Raw genomic sequence first — 15,409 nt, 5'->3', positions numbered from 1 at the left:
ACGGCACAGCTCCATGTCCCCGTTTTTTGAGCTCGGTACGGCCCTCACGTCGCTTCGGCCGCGGGTGTCTCTTGTGTTCCTTGGGGTGCCGCACGGCCTCGTGCACCGCAGCCGGACAGGCGGCGGGCGCTCGGCTCGCCGTCCGGGCGGGCAGGGCGCGGTGGGCCGGAAGGGCGGTCGGGCGCCGGCCCGACCTGCTGCCGTGTCCTTCAGCGAGCCGCCGCGCGGCGCAGGACCTCGGAGACCGGGCCGCCGGTGCGCGGCGGGAGCGGCGGGGTCTCGGACGTGGCGAAGGGTTCGGGCGCGGAGTCGGCGCTGGGGCGGCGGCCGCTGCGACCTTCGCCGAGCACATGCCAGCCGTCGTGGGTCAGCGTGATGTACGCCCCGCACCGCAGCCCGTGCAGGGTGCAGGCGTCACGCAGGCCCCACATCCAGGCGCCGTCCTCCTCCGTCCAGCGCGCGTCCCCCTCACGGCAGTAGACGAGAATGGCCGTGCGCACCGGCGTCCGGCGTCTCAGGTCGTGCGGAATCACCCGGCGCAGCTGCGCGAGCAGCGCATTGCGGAACATCCAGCCGTCGGCCGGGGTCGGACGTCGCGTGAACGACGCGCTGGCGCACAGCCGCTCGTCCGGATCGAGGACGGCCACGATCGCCGTGGAGGGCCGCGGCCGATGACGGGCGTGCAGCCCGCTGACGACCTCACGGGGATTGCGCAGCAGCGGGATTCCGGCGGCAGCCCATTCGGCAGGCTCGAGCAGGCGGCTGGCGGAAGCGGCGGACGCGGAGGTCGACAACGAGGCCGCCGAGGACGAGGCGAATCCGAAGGTCACGTTCCTCCCTTCGGCTACGCGCCCACACTGCGGGCGAGGTCGGATTCGAGGGACCGCGCACCGCAGCAGAGCCCAACCGATCACGGACGAGCCGTGCGGGGAGCGGACCTCAATTCTTCCTGCCGAACTGGGATGCGGCAACGAGCAATTGGGGCCACCGACGGTTATCTGGCGGTGCGTGGCTTATATCCCTACCCAAAGGTCGGCCCGATGACGCCCGAGGTGTCGGACCATGTGCCGCAGGGCTGCCGCGGCGGGTGCGCGGTCAGCCCTGGACCGCCAGGACCAGCGGCAACACCTCCCGCGCGCCGGACTTTCTGAGCAGACGTGCCGCGACCGCGAGGGTCCAGCCCGTCTCCGTGAAGTCGTCGACCAGCAGCACCGGGCCGTCGGCAACGGTGAGCGCCGACGCGAGGGCGGGAGGTACCGTCAGCGCACCGTCGAGGGCCTTCAGCCGCTGCGCGCTGTTGCTGCGCGACACCCGCGGCACGTCCTCGGCGCACTCCACGGAGCCGAGCAGCGGCAGCCGGCCGACCTCGGAGATCCGGGCGCCCAGGGAGTGGATCAGCAGGGGCCGGGTGCGCGAGGCGACGGTGACGACACCCACCGGTCGGGCCTGGGCGCCGGCCACACCGGAAACCCAGCCGCCGGGACCCTTCGCCCAGTCGGCCAGGACACCGACCACGGCCCGCGCCACATCATCCGGCACAGCGGTGTCCGGCGCCTGGGGCGCGAGGAGCGGACGCAGCCGGTTGCCCCAGCCGATGTCCGACAATCGCCCCAGGGCCCGCCCCGGCGACGCCTGTTCACCGGCCGGAATGCGTCCCTTGAGATCGATGCCGATGGCCGGCAGGCCCGTCGGCCACATGCGGCGGGGCTCCACCTCCACGCCGGCCCGGCCCAGGTCGCTGCGCGCGGCGTCCACCGCCGCCGTGGACGTGTCCGCGGTGAAGCGCGGGCCGGCGCAGTTGTCGCAGCGGCCGCAGGGTTTGGCATCCTCGTCGTCCAGCTGACGCTGCAGGAACTCCATCCGGCACTCGCTGGTGGACGCGTAGGCGCGCATCGCCTCCTGCTCGGCCGCCCGTTGCCGGGCCACCCAGCCGTAGCGCTCGGTGTCGTACGACCAGGGCTGCCCGGTGGCGATCCAGCCGCCCTTGACCCGGCGGACCGCTCCGTCCACGTCGAGGACCTTCAGCATGGTCTCCAGTCGGGAGCGGCGCAGTTCGACCAGGGGCTCGAGCGCGGGCAGCGACAGGGGGCCGTCCGCCCGGGCCAGGACGTCCAGGGTGCGCCGGACCAGTTCCTCGGAGGGGAAGGCGAGCGACGCGAAGTACTGCCAGATCGCCTCGTCCTCCTTGCCCGGCAGGAGCAGCACCTCGGCGTGCTCGACACCGCGGCCCGCCCGGCCGACCTGCTGGTAGTAGGCGATGGGGGAGGAGGGGGAGCCGAGGTGCACCACGAAACCGAGGTCCGGCTTGTCGAAGCCCATACCGAGCGCGGAGGTGGCGACCAGCGCCTTGACCCGGTTGCCGAGCAGATCGTCCTCGGCCTGCTGACGGTCGGCGTTCTCCGTCCTGCCTGTGTACGAGGCGACGGTGTGCCCGCGTTGACGCAGGAACGCGGTGACCTCCTCGGCGGCGGCGACGGTGAGCGTGTAGACGATGCCGGAGCCCGGCAGGTCGTCGAGGTGGTCGGCGAGCCAGGCCATCCGGTGCGCGGCGTCCGGCAGCCGCAGCACGCCGAGGCTGAGGCTCTCCCGGTCCAGCGGCCCGCGCAGGACCAGGGCGTCCGAGGTGCCGCCGGTGCCCAACTGGTCGGCGACATCCGCGGTCACCCGGGCATTGGCCGTGGCGGTGGTGGCCAGCACGGGGACACCCGGCGGAAGGTCGCCGAGCATGGTGCGCAGCCGCCGGTAGTCGGGACGGAAGTCATGGCCCCAGTCGGAGATGCAGTGGGCCTCGTCCACGACGAGCAGGCCGGTCGCGGCGGACAGCTTGGGCAGGACCTGATCGCGGAAGTCCGGGATGTTCAGCCGCTCCGGGCTGACGAGCAGGACATCGACCTGGCCGGCCGCGATCTCGGCCTGGACGGCGTCCCACTCCTCGGTGTTGGAGGAGTTGATGGTGCGGGCGTGGATACCTGCCCGGGCCGCGGCATCCACCTGATTGCGCATGAGCGCGAGCAGCGGCGAGACGATCACCGTGGGGCCGCTGCCTCTGGCCCGCAGCAGCGAGGTCGCCACGAAGTACACCGCGGACTTGCCCCACCCCGTGCGCTGCACGACCAGGGCCCGGCGCCGCTCGGCGACCAGCGCCTCGATCGCCCGCCACTGGTCCTCGCGCAGCCGGGCGGCGCCCGTGTCATCTCCGACGAGCCGGGCGAGGACGGCGTCCGCCTGCGCCCGGAGATCCGCGTTGCTCGTGTGCTCCATGCGTCCCATACAACAGGACGGGACTGACAAGCGGGCGGTCCACTGCCCTGGGCCTGTGGACAACCGGGACGGTCTTGTCGTGTTCCTGATCCGACTTGTCCACAGGCTCAACCGGAATCTCAAGATCCGCGAGATCGTCTGCGCATGACGAATCACAGCGAAACCACCGGACCGTTCGAAAACAGCGACATCTCGGGACTGGAGCCGTTCACCGGCCCGCACGACACGCAGGTCACGCTGCGCACCCCGGCCGAGCTGGCCGACGCCCTGCCCTACCTCCTCGGCTACCGGCCGGAGGACAGCATGGTGCTGGTGGCCCTGCACGACCGCGAAGGCGGGGGCAGGTTCGGCGGCCGGGCCCGGCTCGGCATCCCGGCGAACGAGGAGGACTGGGAGGCGGCCGCGCACCAGCTGGCCCACGGACTGGTGACCGGCAGTGAACGGCGGGGAGCCCGGCCCGAACAGATGGTGGCCTACGTCTGCCAGGAACCGGCTCCGGGAGAGCGCGGCCGCGACGTCAAGCGACGGCTCGAGCGGCTGGCCCACCTGCTGCGCACCCAGTGCGGCGAGCTCGACGTGCCGGTCATCGAGGCACTGTGCATCTCCGACGGTCGTTTCTGGTCGTACTGCTGCCCGATCGAGAGCTGCTGCCCCGAGGACGGCTCGCCCATGGGGCTTCCCGGCACCTCCGTCCTGGCCGCCGCGGCCACCTACGCGGGCATCCAAGTGCGCGGCACGCTCAGGGAGTTGCGTGCCAGGCTCCAGCCCTGGGAGACGACCGTCGCCCTGGAGCAGGAGATCGCCCTGGACGCGGCCGGTATGACCCTGGTGCCCCGCATTCTCGACGAGGCGTCCCGCGCGGAAGTGGCGGAGGAGACCCTGGACCTCGCCGAGCGGATCATCCACCGCTTCGCCGCCGCGGCACCGGTGTCCGGCACGCATCCGGCGGACCTGCGCGACGACCGTCTGCTCGGCCACGACGAGGCGGCGACTCTGATCCTCGGACTTCAGGACCGCACGACCCGCGACCGGGCGGCAGCGTGGATGGAGGGCGACGAGGCGGGTCCGGCCCTCCGGCTCTGGCGCGCCCTGGCCCGCCGCTGCGTCGGCCCCTACGGCGAGCACGCCGCGGCCCCGCTGACCCTGGCCGGCTGGGTCGCCTGGTCGACGGGTGACGAGCTGGAGGCCCGCGAGGCGCTGGCCATGGCACTGGGCGCGGATCCCGACTATCTGTTCGCCCGGCTCCTGCACCAGGCCTGCAACGAAGGCCTCGACCCGGAATCGATCCGCCGCTGCCTGCGCGCAGGCCGTGCCGATCACGCGAGGCAGGCGCCGGCGGAGACCGGCTCACAGCCACATGCGGAGGAGCAAACGGCTCGGGCCGAGCTCCCGCCAACCGACGACGCGAAGCACGGAGTGAGCGCCCGAGCGGACGACCAGGGCGCCGATTCGGGTCGCGGGACGGGCACGCGCCGACGCCGCCGTGTGCCGTCGGCCGACGGCGGCGATGCCCCGCGCACGGCCGGGGCCACGGGCGGTCGGCGGAAGCCGGCCGGATCCCGCCCGGGCCCGTCGGCGGCCGAACCCCCGCGCCCCGGCCGCCGCGGCCTCGGCGGCACGCGCACGCGTGCGGCGAAAACGGGCGGTACCTCGGCCGGCGCGGCCCTGTCGAAGAACGACCACCACGAGCCCCGAGGGGAAGGGTGATCGTCGTGCGGGGGAGTACGGGCGGGTACGGAGACCGGGTCGAGCGGGTCTCCTCCGTGAGGACGCCTGGTGTATCGACGGAGTCTGCCGGACGCGGCGCAAGCCCCCGGAGGCTGCTCCGGAAGGACTCTCGCGCGAGCCGGTTCGGCTGCCGTGGCGATGGTGCACACCTGGGCCGCCTGGCCGGCCGGGCCCGTCGGCCGTCCCCGACTGCCCGTTGCGCATACGAGCGCCCGCCGCGAGTCCGTTGGTGGAAGCGGCTCGTGCCCGGTCTGAGCGGCACTCTGCTCCTGCGTCGCCATTCGGTCGTCTTCCCCGAGGCGAGCCGTGACCCGGACGAGTCCCCTTCCGTTCACCTGAGTGGCGGAACGCCTGGACGGGCCCTGCCGCCGTACGACCCTTGTCAGCCCGCGCGTCCCACGGGTCGCCCAGCATGTTCGAGGCGCCCGGAGCGCAGAGGAAGCCACCCCATGCACCAACAGCCGACTCAGCCCGCCGCCGACGACGCACGTACGCCCTGGGACAGGCCCGAGTGGTCGCCGCCGCACGGTGCCGGGATCATCGGGCGGCGGTCCATCGGCGCCCCACCATCGCCGAAGGACCTCGGGGCGAACTCCCCGGCGGGCCACGGCCGGGCATCGGCGCCGCCCCCGGTCCGAGGCCAGGCCAGGTCATCAGCGCCGACGCCCGTCCCAGGGCGGGCCACGTCACCGGCACCGGCAGCCCCGCCTCCAGGCCACGGCAGGCCGCAGACGCCTGCGCCAGTCCCAGGCAGCAGCCGCCGGCCCGCCGTGGCCTCGTCGGTGCGCACGCCGCAGGGCGGTCGGCCGGCGCCCGAGTTGCCACCCACCCACACCGCCTTGATCTGTGTCGCCCTGCCCGGTCTCGCCATCTCCGAGGGCGGGCAACTGGCCGGCCGGGGACTGGACGGGTTCTACCGTGCCGGCAGGCGGCTGCTCTCGCGGTGCCAGGTGCGCGTGGCCGGCCGCGAACCGCTGGCCGTGCTGGCCAGGATGACCGGCGCCGACAGCGCCCGATTCGTGGGAACACTGCGTCTGTCCCCCACCGCGGGTCCCGATCCGGACGTCGTGGTCGAGCGGACCCGTCGTGCCGACGGAATCGAGCGGATCACGCTCCGCAATGCCGCCGCGCGACCGCTGAGGCTGCCTGTCGAGGTCGCCCTCGGCACGGACCTCGCCGACCTCGGCACCATCGCCTCCGGCAGGGCAGGCCCCGAACTCCTGGCCACCGTCCACGCCTCCGGCCTGCGCTGGGTCACGGCCGGTGCCGCCGCCTCCGTCATCGCCGACCCGCCGCCCTCGGACGCCCTCGCGTCCGCCGGGCTGCTGCGCTGGGACCTGGAACTCCCGCCGGGCGGTACGGCAGCCCTGGAACTGAGGGTGCGGCTCGACGGAGCGGGCCCCTTGCGGGCGGCGGGACAGGCCACGACCAGCCCGTTCGCCCCCGCCCGGGCGACAGGCGACGACCCCCGCGTGGCCCCGCTTCTCGACTCGGCGGTGGCCGATCTCCAGGCGCTGCTGCAGCGGGACCCCGTCCACCCCTCCGACACCCATCTCGCGGCGGGCGCGCCCTGGCGCTGCACAATGGCCCCGGCCGAGGCCCTGGCCGCCGCCCGCATGGCCCTGCCGCTCGGCACCCGGCTCGCCGTCGGCACACTGCGTGCCCTGGCCCGCACCCAACTCCCGGACCGGAGCGTGCAAGCCGGCCTGATCCCCGGGCCACGGCGCGACGCCGGCCCGCTCCTGCCACCCGGCTGCACGGGTACGGAGGCCACACTGCTCTTCCCCGTCCTGCTCGCCGAGGCCCGCCGCTGGGGGCTGCCCGAGCAGGAGACGAGGGAGCTGCTGCCCGCGGCAGAGCGCTGCCTCACCTGGCTGCGGACGACCGTCGGCGAGGGCCCCTACCTCCGCGACCCCCAGCCCGGGGGACCGGCCCGCTGCGAGACACAGGCCCACGCCTATCGGGCAGCCCTGCTCGGCGCCGATCTCCTCGACGCCTACGACCGGCCCGGCGCCACGGAGTTACGCCAGTGGGCCCAGGCCCTGCAGGCGGCATTCCGGACCGACTTCTGGGTCGAGGACCGCGGCGGCGGACGTCCGGCCGCGGCCCTGGCGCCGGACGGCCGGCCCGTGCCGCACCTGGGCTCCGCCGCAATCCACCTACTCGACACCGGCTTGCTCGGTTCCGGCCGACTCGCCCCGGGCCTGCTCGACTCCGTACAGACCGAACACCTCGCCCGGCTGCTCGGCAACCCCGCCATGGACGCGGGCTGGGGACTGCGGAGTCTCGGTGCCAAGGAGGCGGGACACAACCCGTTCGGCCACCGCACGGGAGCCGTCCGGGTCCACGACAGCGCACTCGCCGTCGCCGGACTGGCCGCCGCCGGGTACGAGAAGGAAGCCGCCGGCCTGCTGAGAGGACTGCTGGCAGCGGCGGAACACTTCGGCCACCGGCTGCCGGAGATGTTCGCCGGTGAACAGCGCTCCGCCGGGAGCGCCCCCCTCCCGCATCCCGCGGCGTGCCGACCGGCGGCCACGGCGGCGGCTTCCGTGATCTTGGTGCTCACCTCGCTCGCGGGCATCCGTCCCGACACCCCTGCCCGAACGGTCACCCTGCGCCCCGTGCGCAGCGCGCCGCTCGGTGAACTCGGCCTGACCGGTCTGCGTGTCGCCGCCGCCCCGTTCGCCGTGCGCATCAGCCGGCTGGGGCTCGCCATGGTCGAGGAAGCGGCGGACGGCCTGCAACTGGGAGTGTGACCTCGTACGACGCCACGCAAGCGAAGAACAGGAGCCGGTCCTGCGCCCCCATACCAGAACGAACCGGAAGCACCGTCGATGCGGCCGGGGAAGGGAGTGTTTATCGTCAGGCAGACGACTATGATCGCGGCATGCCCTACGACCCGTCAGCCTTTCCGCCCTTTGCCGTCACCGTGGACCTGGTCGTGCTGACCGTGCGCCGCCATGCCCTGTGTGCGCTGGCGGTCCGCAGGGGCGAGCCGCCGTTCCAAGGGCGCTGGGCGCTGCCCGGCGGCTTCGTGCGGGCCGACGAGGACCTCTCCCAGGCGGCGGCGCGCGAGCTCGCCGAGGAGACCGGGCTGTGTGCACACGACCCCTCGGCCCCGGCCCAGGACAACGGGGCTCATCTCGAGCAGCTCGCCACCTACGGCGACCCCAAGCGGGACCCGCGCATGCGTGTGGTGAGCGTCGCGCACCTGGCGCTCGCCCCCGACCTGCCCGCCCCGCGTGCGGGAGGCGACGCCAGCAACGCGCGCTGGGCGCCGGTGGAGGAACTGCTCCAGCAGGGCGGTTACGGCCGCGACGGCGAGCCGGTGGCACCGCTTGCCTTCGATCACGCCCAGATCCTCGCCGACGGGGTGGAACGAGCCCGGTCCAAGATCGAGTATTCGTCGCTGGCCACCGCGTTCTGTCCGAGCGAGTTCACCGTCGGCGAATTGCGCCGGGTGTACGAGGCGGTGTGGGGGGTGGCCCTCGACCCGCGCAACTTCCACCGCAAGGTCACTGGAACCCCGGGATTCCTCGTGCCCACCGGGGGCACGACGACCCGCCAGGGCGGTCGGCCGGCACAGCTCTTCCGGGCGGGCGGGGCCACCCTGCTCAACCCGCCGATGCTGCGCCCCGAGGTCTGAGGCGCGCACCGGACACCCCGCCCGGGCGATCAGGTGGACCGACCGCACGGGCGGGGTGTCCGTTCCCTCCAACGGCGTAGGCGAACCGGGCCGATCGGCGGTACGTGTGGTATTAGATCGCGTGATACCCGAAAAACCGGATATCGCACGCTATCTTGCTGCAAGTGATCGAGGCCTTCGGACTGACCAGCAATCCCCGCAAGGCGCACCCGCCCGCCGTCGACGACGTCTCCTTCGAAGCGCCCGCGGGACATGTCACCGTGCTCCACGGGGGCGTCGGCGCGGGCAAGACGACGACGCTCAGACTGATGCTCGAGCTTCAACCGGGGCGCGGCATGACCTACTTCAAAGGGCGGCCCCTGCACCGGATCCCTCATCCCTCGCGGGAGGTCGGCGTGCTCCTCGGCGATGTGCCGGGGCATCCCGCCCGCTCGGTCCGCGGACATCTGCGCATGTTGTGCGCGGCCTCGGGAGTTCCGGCACGACGGGCCGACGAGGTCCTCGAAGTGGTCGGCCTCGTCAGCTTCCGGGAGGAACGGCTCGGCACTCTCTCGCGCGGGATGGACCGCAGACTCGGCCTGGCCTGCGCTCTGCTGGCCGATCCGCACACGCTCGTCCTGGACGAGCCCACCGCCGGCCTCTCCGCCGGTGAGGCGCAATGGCTGCACGGCACGCTGCGCGCCCACGCCGGCCAAGGCGGCACGGTGCTCTTCACCACGGCCGACTCCAAGGAGGCCGCGCGCACGGCCGACCGGGTCGTGACCCTCGACGGCGGCAGGCTCGTGGCCGACCAGGAGGCCGGGGAATTCGCCCGCACCCGGCTGCGTCCGCGGGTCGCCGTCCGCAGCCCGCACGCAGCACGCCTCGCGACCCTGCTCGCCCAGGAGGCCCGCACCGCGCGCCGGTCCGTCGAGGTCGTACGGGAGGGAGGCAATCGCCTCTCGGTGTACGGCTCCACGACCGCCGATGTCGGCGAGACGGCGTTCCGCCACGGCATCCTCGTGCACCAACTCGCGGACGAACTGGGCGACATGGGACCGGGATCCGGTACCGGGCTCGGGATCTCGTCCGAGGAAGCGGTGATCGAGCCACCGGCGGAGCTGGAAGAAGACTCCGGGCCCGCTTCGTCGCCCGTGGAGCCCGAGTCGAGTGCGACGGTGTGTGACCTGATGGCGGCGGAGCCGTGTCCCTCGGGGGTCGGACTGGCCGTGTCCGCGTCCGGCGTCCCGGCGCCCGGTTCGTCTGCGGCTGGGTCCGGCGCGCCGGCGTTGGACGCGTCAGTGTCGGAGCAGGCCCCCGTGGCGGTCGGCCTTTCGTCGGGGGAGCCGGGCGCCACGGCGTCGGTTTTCTCGGGGAGGGAGCGGGGCGCCGTGCCGTTCGGCTTCTCGGTGGGGGAGCGGGAGAACGCCCCGGCGGACACCCCGGCGCCGCAGCGGGGCGTGCCCGGCGTCACCTCGGTCGAGGAATCGTCGGCGGGCGAGCGGGCACAGGTCCCGAGCGGCGAGGAGCCGTCGCACGAGGAGAAGCCCGACGCTCGACCCGGAACGGAGCTGACCGAGCTCATCCAGCACCCACCGGCCGAGGACGTGCCGCCGGAAGACGCCGTCCCGAAAGCCTGCGGTACGGCACACGGTGATGTCGGGCCCGCCGGTGAGGAGGCACCCGACGGAGGCGCCGAAGCGGCGCCCGCCGAGGTGCTCACGGAAGCCGACGCCGGCCGGACCGCCGACGCGCAGGCCACCACGGACGCCGGCAGCGATGCGGCCCCGGCTGCCGGGGAACCGCGGAGAGGCTTGGCGAGCACCGGGGCAGCGGCCGTCTCCGTCCTGCGCACCCTCCCCGGCGCCAGGAAGCCCGGCTCCGGCCGGCCGCAGCCCGCTCCTGCCGGCCGCACCGACGGTGTACGGTCTTTCGATCTCCTCTCGCCCCTCCCGCCCCCCATCTCCGTCCGTCCCGCCCCCAGCCCCCTCCGCCCTCTTCGCTACGAGATCCGGCGCGCCGCCGGCGTCGGCGTCGGCTTCCTCACCTGCGGCGCCGTCCTGGTGGTGTCCGCGTTCACCGCCGTACTGCTGGCCAGGATCGGGCACACCCCGCAGGCGCGGCTGTTCGCCGCCTGGCCGCGGGAACTCCCGCTGCCGCCCTCGGCGCTCGCGGCGGGCCTGCTCGGCGCGCTGGCCTTCGGAGACGAGTTCCGCCACCCCGCCCTCGCCGCGGACCGTGGCACCGTGCCCCGTCGGCTGGGGCTGCTCACCGCGAAACTGCTCGTCTCCGGAGCCACCGCGGCCATGCTGGCCTTTCTCACCGTGGGCTGCGACGCCGAAGCGCTCTACATCGTCTACGGACCGGAGCTGACGAGAGTTCCCGCGGACTGGCTGTCGCTGGGCGCCAGTTGGTTCGGGCTGCTCGTCGGCTGCGCCTGGGCCGGTGTGCTGGCGGCCGGCGTGTTCCGGTCCACCGCGGGCGGGCTGGCCGCCGTACTTGCCGTACCCGTTGTCGTCGTGCCCCTCGTGCACAAGGTGCTGCAGGGGCCCGCCCTGCGCATGGCTGCCGGGTTCCCGGTGCGGATGCAAGAGGTCTACCTGCTGCAATGGCCCTTCGGTGGTGAGCGCTATCTGCTCGGGCTGGCGCGGGTGCTCGCCCAACCCGTGGGCAGTGCACTGGCGTTGTCGCTGTCGGCACTGTTGTGCGCGTACGTGTTCACGACACTGCGGGCCCGGTTCCGATGACGAGCCTGCGTCCACTTCCGATCCCGCCGTGTGCACAACTCCCCGGGGAAAGCCCATTTCTTTCCGATAAGGCGTCAATTGCGACGGGGTGAGCGATCACCCTTTCGTGTGCTTTTCACCAAAGACCTCAAGGGAGTTGGAGGCGGCGCCGACAAAGGATCCGTGAGTACCCTTGCGCACACCATGATGACCGCCGCCCGCTCCACCGACTCCGGTCTGGCCGGCCCGGGCGAACTCGACCGCTACCCCTACGCAGAGCCCCAGGTGGCCGATCGCGTCGGAGCGCCCTCCTGGGAGGGCGCGGACCCCGAGCTGGGCCGCGTCGGCCGGCGTGCCGCGGGCAGCCGCGGACGCGGACTGCACGGCCAACTCGTACAGCAGCTGGGACAGATGATCGTCTCCGGCGACCTGGGCGCGGACCGTCCGCTGGTGCCCGAGGAGATCGGCCAGCGCTTCGAGGTCTCCCGCACCGTCGTCCGCGAGTCCCTCCGTGTCCTCGAGGCCAAGGGCCTGGTCAGCGCCCGCCCGAACGTCGGCACGCGCGTGCGTCCCGTCAGCGACTGGAACCTGCTCGATCCGGACATCATCGAGTGGCGGGCCTTCGGGCCCCAGCGCGACGACCAGCGCCGCGAGCTGAGCGAGCTGCGCTGGACGATCGAGCCGCTCGCGGCCCGCCTCGCCGCCGGCCACGGGCGGGAGGAGGTGCAGCAGCGCCTCTGCGACATGGTCGAGATCATGAGTCACGCCATGGGACAGGGCGACGCGCTGACGTACTCGCGGGCCGACAACGAGTTCCACGCGCTGCTCATCCAGATCGCCGGCAACCGCATGCTGGAGCACCTCTCGGGGATCGTCTCGGCGGCCCTCCAGGTCTCGGGTGGTCCGGTCACGGGTTGTGACCGGCCGAACGAGGCGTCGCTCGCGCAACACGCGCGGATCGTCGACGCCCTCGGCACCGGCGACGGCGCCGCCGCCGAGACGGCGATGCGTCAACTGCTCACGGTCCACCCCGAGGTCGAGCGCGTGGTGCCCGCCCCGCGCGAGCACTGACCTCGCGCGGACAGGGCGGCGCGGTCGCCGGTGTGCGGCATCCTCGTGGTGATCGTGGCGGCACCGGGCTCGTTGCCGGGCGCCGCTGGACTCCGCCGGACCCTTGCGGTCCGGCGGAGTCCAGCGGCGGGACGAGCCGCCAGGGGCGTGCGCATGACTGGACTGGATGGCAACGTGAACTGCTTTGCCCGCGCCCGACCGCTTTTGATCGCTTACGGGGTGTGACTCGGGCCACGCAGATTGGGCGTAACGCTCGTGGAAACAGCGCGATGACCTAAGAGGCGACAGCCGCGGAGGGAATACGGACGCCATCACCGGCGCTGTGCATCTTCCCGGCCCCCGCCCGCGCCGTCGGCCCATCCCCAGGCCGGTGGTCGGCTCCTGTCCGCAGTGGACGGTGCCGGAAGCCGTTTTCCAACGTTCCGAGAGGTTGTTCGTGTCGGCCAGCACATCCCGTACGCTCCCGCCGGAGATCGCCGAGTCCGTCTCTGTCATGGCGCTCATTGAGCGGGGAAAGGCTGAGGGGCAGATCGCCGGCGACGATGTGCGTCGGGCCTTCGAAGCTGACCAGATTCCGGCCACTCAGTGGAAGAACGTACTGCGCAGCCTCAACCAGATTCTTGAGGAAGAGGGTGTGACGCTGATGGTCAGTGCCGCAGAGCCCAAGCGCACCCGCAAGAGCGTCGCAGCGAAGACTCCGGCCAAGCGCACCGCCACCAAGACGGTCGCGGCGAAGGCGGTGACGACGCGGAAGGCAACCGCCACCACGGCCGCTCCCGCGATGCCCGTCGCTCCGGCCGCAGCCGATTCCGCCGAGGAAGCCGCACCCGCCAAGAAGGCCGCGGCCAAGAAGACGACCGCCAAGAAGGCGGCAGCCAAGAAGACCGTCGCCAAGAAGACGGCTGCCAAGAAGACCACGGCCAAGAAGGACGACGCCGAGCTTCTCGAGGACGAGGTTCTCGAGGACACCAAGGTCGCCGACGAGCCCGAAGGCGCCGAGAGCGCGGGCTTCGTCCTGTCCGACGAGGACGAGGACGACGCGCCCGCGCAGCAGGTAGCCGCGGCCGGTGCCACCGCCGACCCGGTCAAGGACTACCTGAAGCAGATCGGCAAGGTCCCCCTGCTCAACGCCGAGCAGGAGGTCGAGCTGGCCAAGCGCATCGAGGCGGGTCTGTTCGCCGAGGACAAGCTGTCCAACGCCGACAAGCTGGCGCCGAAGCTGAAGCGCGAGCTGGAGATCATCGCCGAGGACGGCCGCCGTGCCAAGAACCACCTCCTGGAGGCCAACCTCCGACTGGTGGTCTCCCTGGCCAAGCGCTACACGGGCCGCGGCATGCTGTTCCTGGACCTCATCCAGGAGGGCAACCTCGGTCTGATCCGCGCGGTGGAGAAGTTCGACTACACCAAGGGCTACAAGTTCTCCACGTACGCCACCTGGTGGATCCGGCAGGCCATCACCCGCGCCATGGCCGACCAGGCCCGCACTATCCGTATCCCGGTGCACATGGTCGAGGTCATCAACAAGCTCGCGCGCGTGCAGCGCCAGATGCTCCAGGACCTGGGCCGTGAGCCCACCCCGGAGGAGCTGGCCAAGGAACTCGACATGACCCCGGAGAAGGTCATCGAGGTCCAGAAGTACGGCCGCGAGCCCATCTCGCTGCACACCCCGCTGGGTGAGGACGGCGACAGCGAGTTCGGTGACCTCATCGAGGACTCCGAGGCCGTCGTCCCCGCCGACGCCGTCAGCTTCACGCTCCTGCAGGAGCAGCTGCACTCCGTCCTGGACACCCTGTCCGAGCGCGAGGCCGGCGTCGTCTCCATGCGTTTCGGTCTCACCGACGGTCAGCCGAAGACCCTCGACGAGATCGGCAAGGTGTACGGCGTGACGCGTGAGCGCATCCGCCAGATCGAGTCCAAGACCATGTCGAAGCTGCGTCACCCGTCGCGTTCCCAGGTGCTGCGCGACTACCTCGACTAGGTCGCGGTCGTACGACGACGAAGGCCCGGCTCCTGACGTGGGAGCCGGGCCTTCGTGCTGCGCGCAACCGCACTGTGGATCACTCTGGGTGTCCCGGCAGCACCCGAGAGTGAGGAGTCCGCATGCGCCGTTCCCTTGCGCGAGCACTGGTCAGGCCCCTGGCGCTGGCCGCCGCCGTCGTGGCCATACCCCTGGTGAACGCGGCTCCCGCGGCCGCCGACGGCGTGGTGGTCGGGGGCTTCCCGATAGACGTCTCCCAGGCCCCGTGGACGGTCGCGCTGTCCAGCCGTGACCGGTTCGGAGGTACGCGAGCCGGCCAGTTCTGCGGCGGCGTGGCGATCGCGCCGACGGAGGTGCTCACCGCGGCCCACTGCCTGGCCGAGGACGTCCTTGGAGGACCCCCGAACCGGGTGCGGGACTTCCGCGTCATCGCGGGCCGTACCGACCTGCTGTCCGGCGAGGGCCAGGAGATCGCCGTACGCGACGCCCGGATCAATCCCGGGTACGACAGTGTGACCAACGCCGGCGACTTCGCCGTACTCACCCTCGCCAAGCCGGTGCCGCAGAGCGCGGTCATCGGCATGGCGGGCCCGGGCGATCCGGCCTACAGGCCGGGGACGCAGGCCCTGGTCTCCGGATGGGGTGACACGACCGGCGGGGGCGCCTATGCACACAGGCTGTTCGCCGCACACGTGCGCGTGCTGCCGGACGACGTATGCGCCCGCGCCTACAAGGGCGGCTCCGACGGCGCCTTCCGGGCCCGGAGCATGCTGTGCGCGGGGGAGACCGCCGGCGGCCGGGACGCCTGCCAGGGAGACAGCGGTGGTCCGCTGGTGGCGCAAGGGCGGCTGATCGGGCTCGTGTCATGGGGGAGCGGCTGCGGCAGGCCAGGCAGTCCTGGCGTGTACACACGCGTCTCCGACGTCGTACGCGCCCTGGGGGCGGCCTCGGGGAGCCAGAAGAGCCCCCACGGGCGCTCCTGAGGCGCCCACGCGGGGCATGAGCACGGGCGGCCGCTCC

9 protein-coding genes are annotated in these 15,409 nt (G+C 72.7%); 7 read left to right on the top strand and 2 right to left on the bottom strand.

Translation table 11 applies throughout. From position 1 onward, the window contains the following. Positions 1-209: 209 nt before the first annotated feature. Positions 210-830: a hypothetical protein gene (locus ACWC2T_RS30885; RefSeq protein ID WP_450673633.1), complete on the bottom strand. Its 621-nt coding sequence runs from the start codon at positions 828-830 to the stop codon at positions 210-212. A gap of 265 nt (positions 831-1,095) precedes the next feature. Next, on the bottom strand, positions 1,096-3,261 hold the full coding sequence (locus ACWC2T_RS30880) for a RecQ family ATP-dependent DNA helicase (RefSeq protein ID WP_450673632.1): 2,166 nt from the start codon (positions 3,259-3,261) through the stop codon (positions 1,096-1,098). A gap of 144 nt (positions 3,262-3,405) precedes the next feature. Here ACWC2T_RS30880 and ACWC2T_RS30875 point away from each other — a divergent pair, with 144 nt between their 5' ends. The 7 genes from ACWC2T_RS30875 (at position 3,406) to ACWC2T_RS30845 (ending at position 15,372) form a co-directional block, all read left to right on the top strand. Next, a complete protein-coding gene (locus ACWC2T_RS30875; RefSeq protein WP_450673631.1) occupies positions 3,406-4,968 on the top strand; it encodes a DUF4192 family protein in 1,563 nt (520 codons plus the stop codon). A gap of 863 nt (positions 4,969-5,831) precedes the next feature. Beyond that, a complete protein-coding gene (locus ACWC2T_RS30870) occupies positions 5,832-7,745 on the top strand; it encodes a glycogen debranching N-terminal domain-containing protein (protein WP_450673652.1) in 1,914 nt (637 codons plus the stop codon). 131 nt (positions 7,746-7,876) lie between these two features. After that, positions 7,877-8,635, top strand: a complete 759-nt coding sequence (locus tag ACWC2T_RS30865) for an NUDIX hydrolase (protein WP_351208985.1) — start codon at positions 7,877-7,879, stop codon at positions 8,633-8,635. Positions 8,636-8,799: 164 nt separating this feature from the next. Further along, positions 8,800-11,361, top strand: coding sequence for an ATP-binding cassette domain-containing protein (locus ACWC2T_RS30860; protein ID WP_450673630.1), 2,562 nt, complete (start codon positions 8,800-8,802; stop codon positions 11,359-11,361). A 162-nt stretch (positions 11,362-11,523) separates the two neighbouring features. Next, positions 11,524-12,411, top strand: coding sequence for a FadR/GntR family transcriptional regulator (locus ACWC2T_RS30855; protein ID WP_450673629.1), 888 nt, complete (start codon positions 11,524-11,526; stop codon positions 12,409-12,411). A 436-nt stretch (positions 12,412-12,847) separates the two neighbouring features. Then, a complete protein-coding gene (locus ACWC2T_RS30850; protein ID WP_450673628.1) occupies positions 12,848-14,389 on the top strand; it encodes an RNA polymerase sigma factor in 1,542 nt (513 codons plus the stop codon). A gap of 122 nt (positions 14,390-14,511) precedes the next feature. Beyond that, positions 14,512-15,372 (top strand): serine protease, encoded by an 861-nt coding sequence (locus tag ACWC2T_RS30845; RefSeq protein WP_450673627.1) that lies wholly within the window; start codon positions 14,512-14,514, stop codon positions 15,370-15,372. The last annotated feature ends 37 nt before the right edge of the window (positions 15,373-15,409 follow it).

This window comes from Streptomyces sp. NPDC001393 (genome assembly GCF_053597455.1).
The sequence above is the reverse complement of the archived record's forward strand: the minus strand, read 5'-3'. Positions and strand labels throughout refer to the sequence as shown.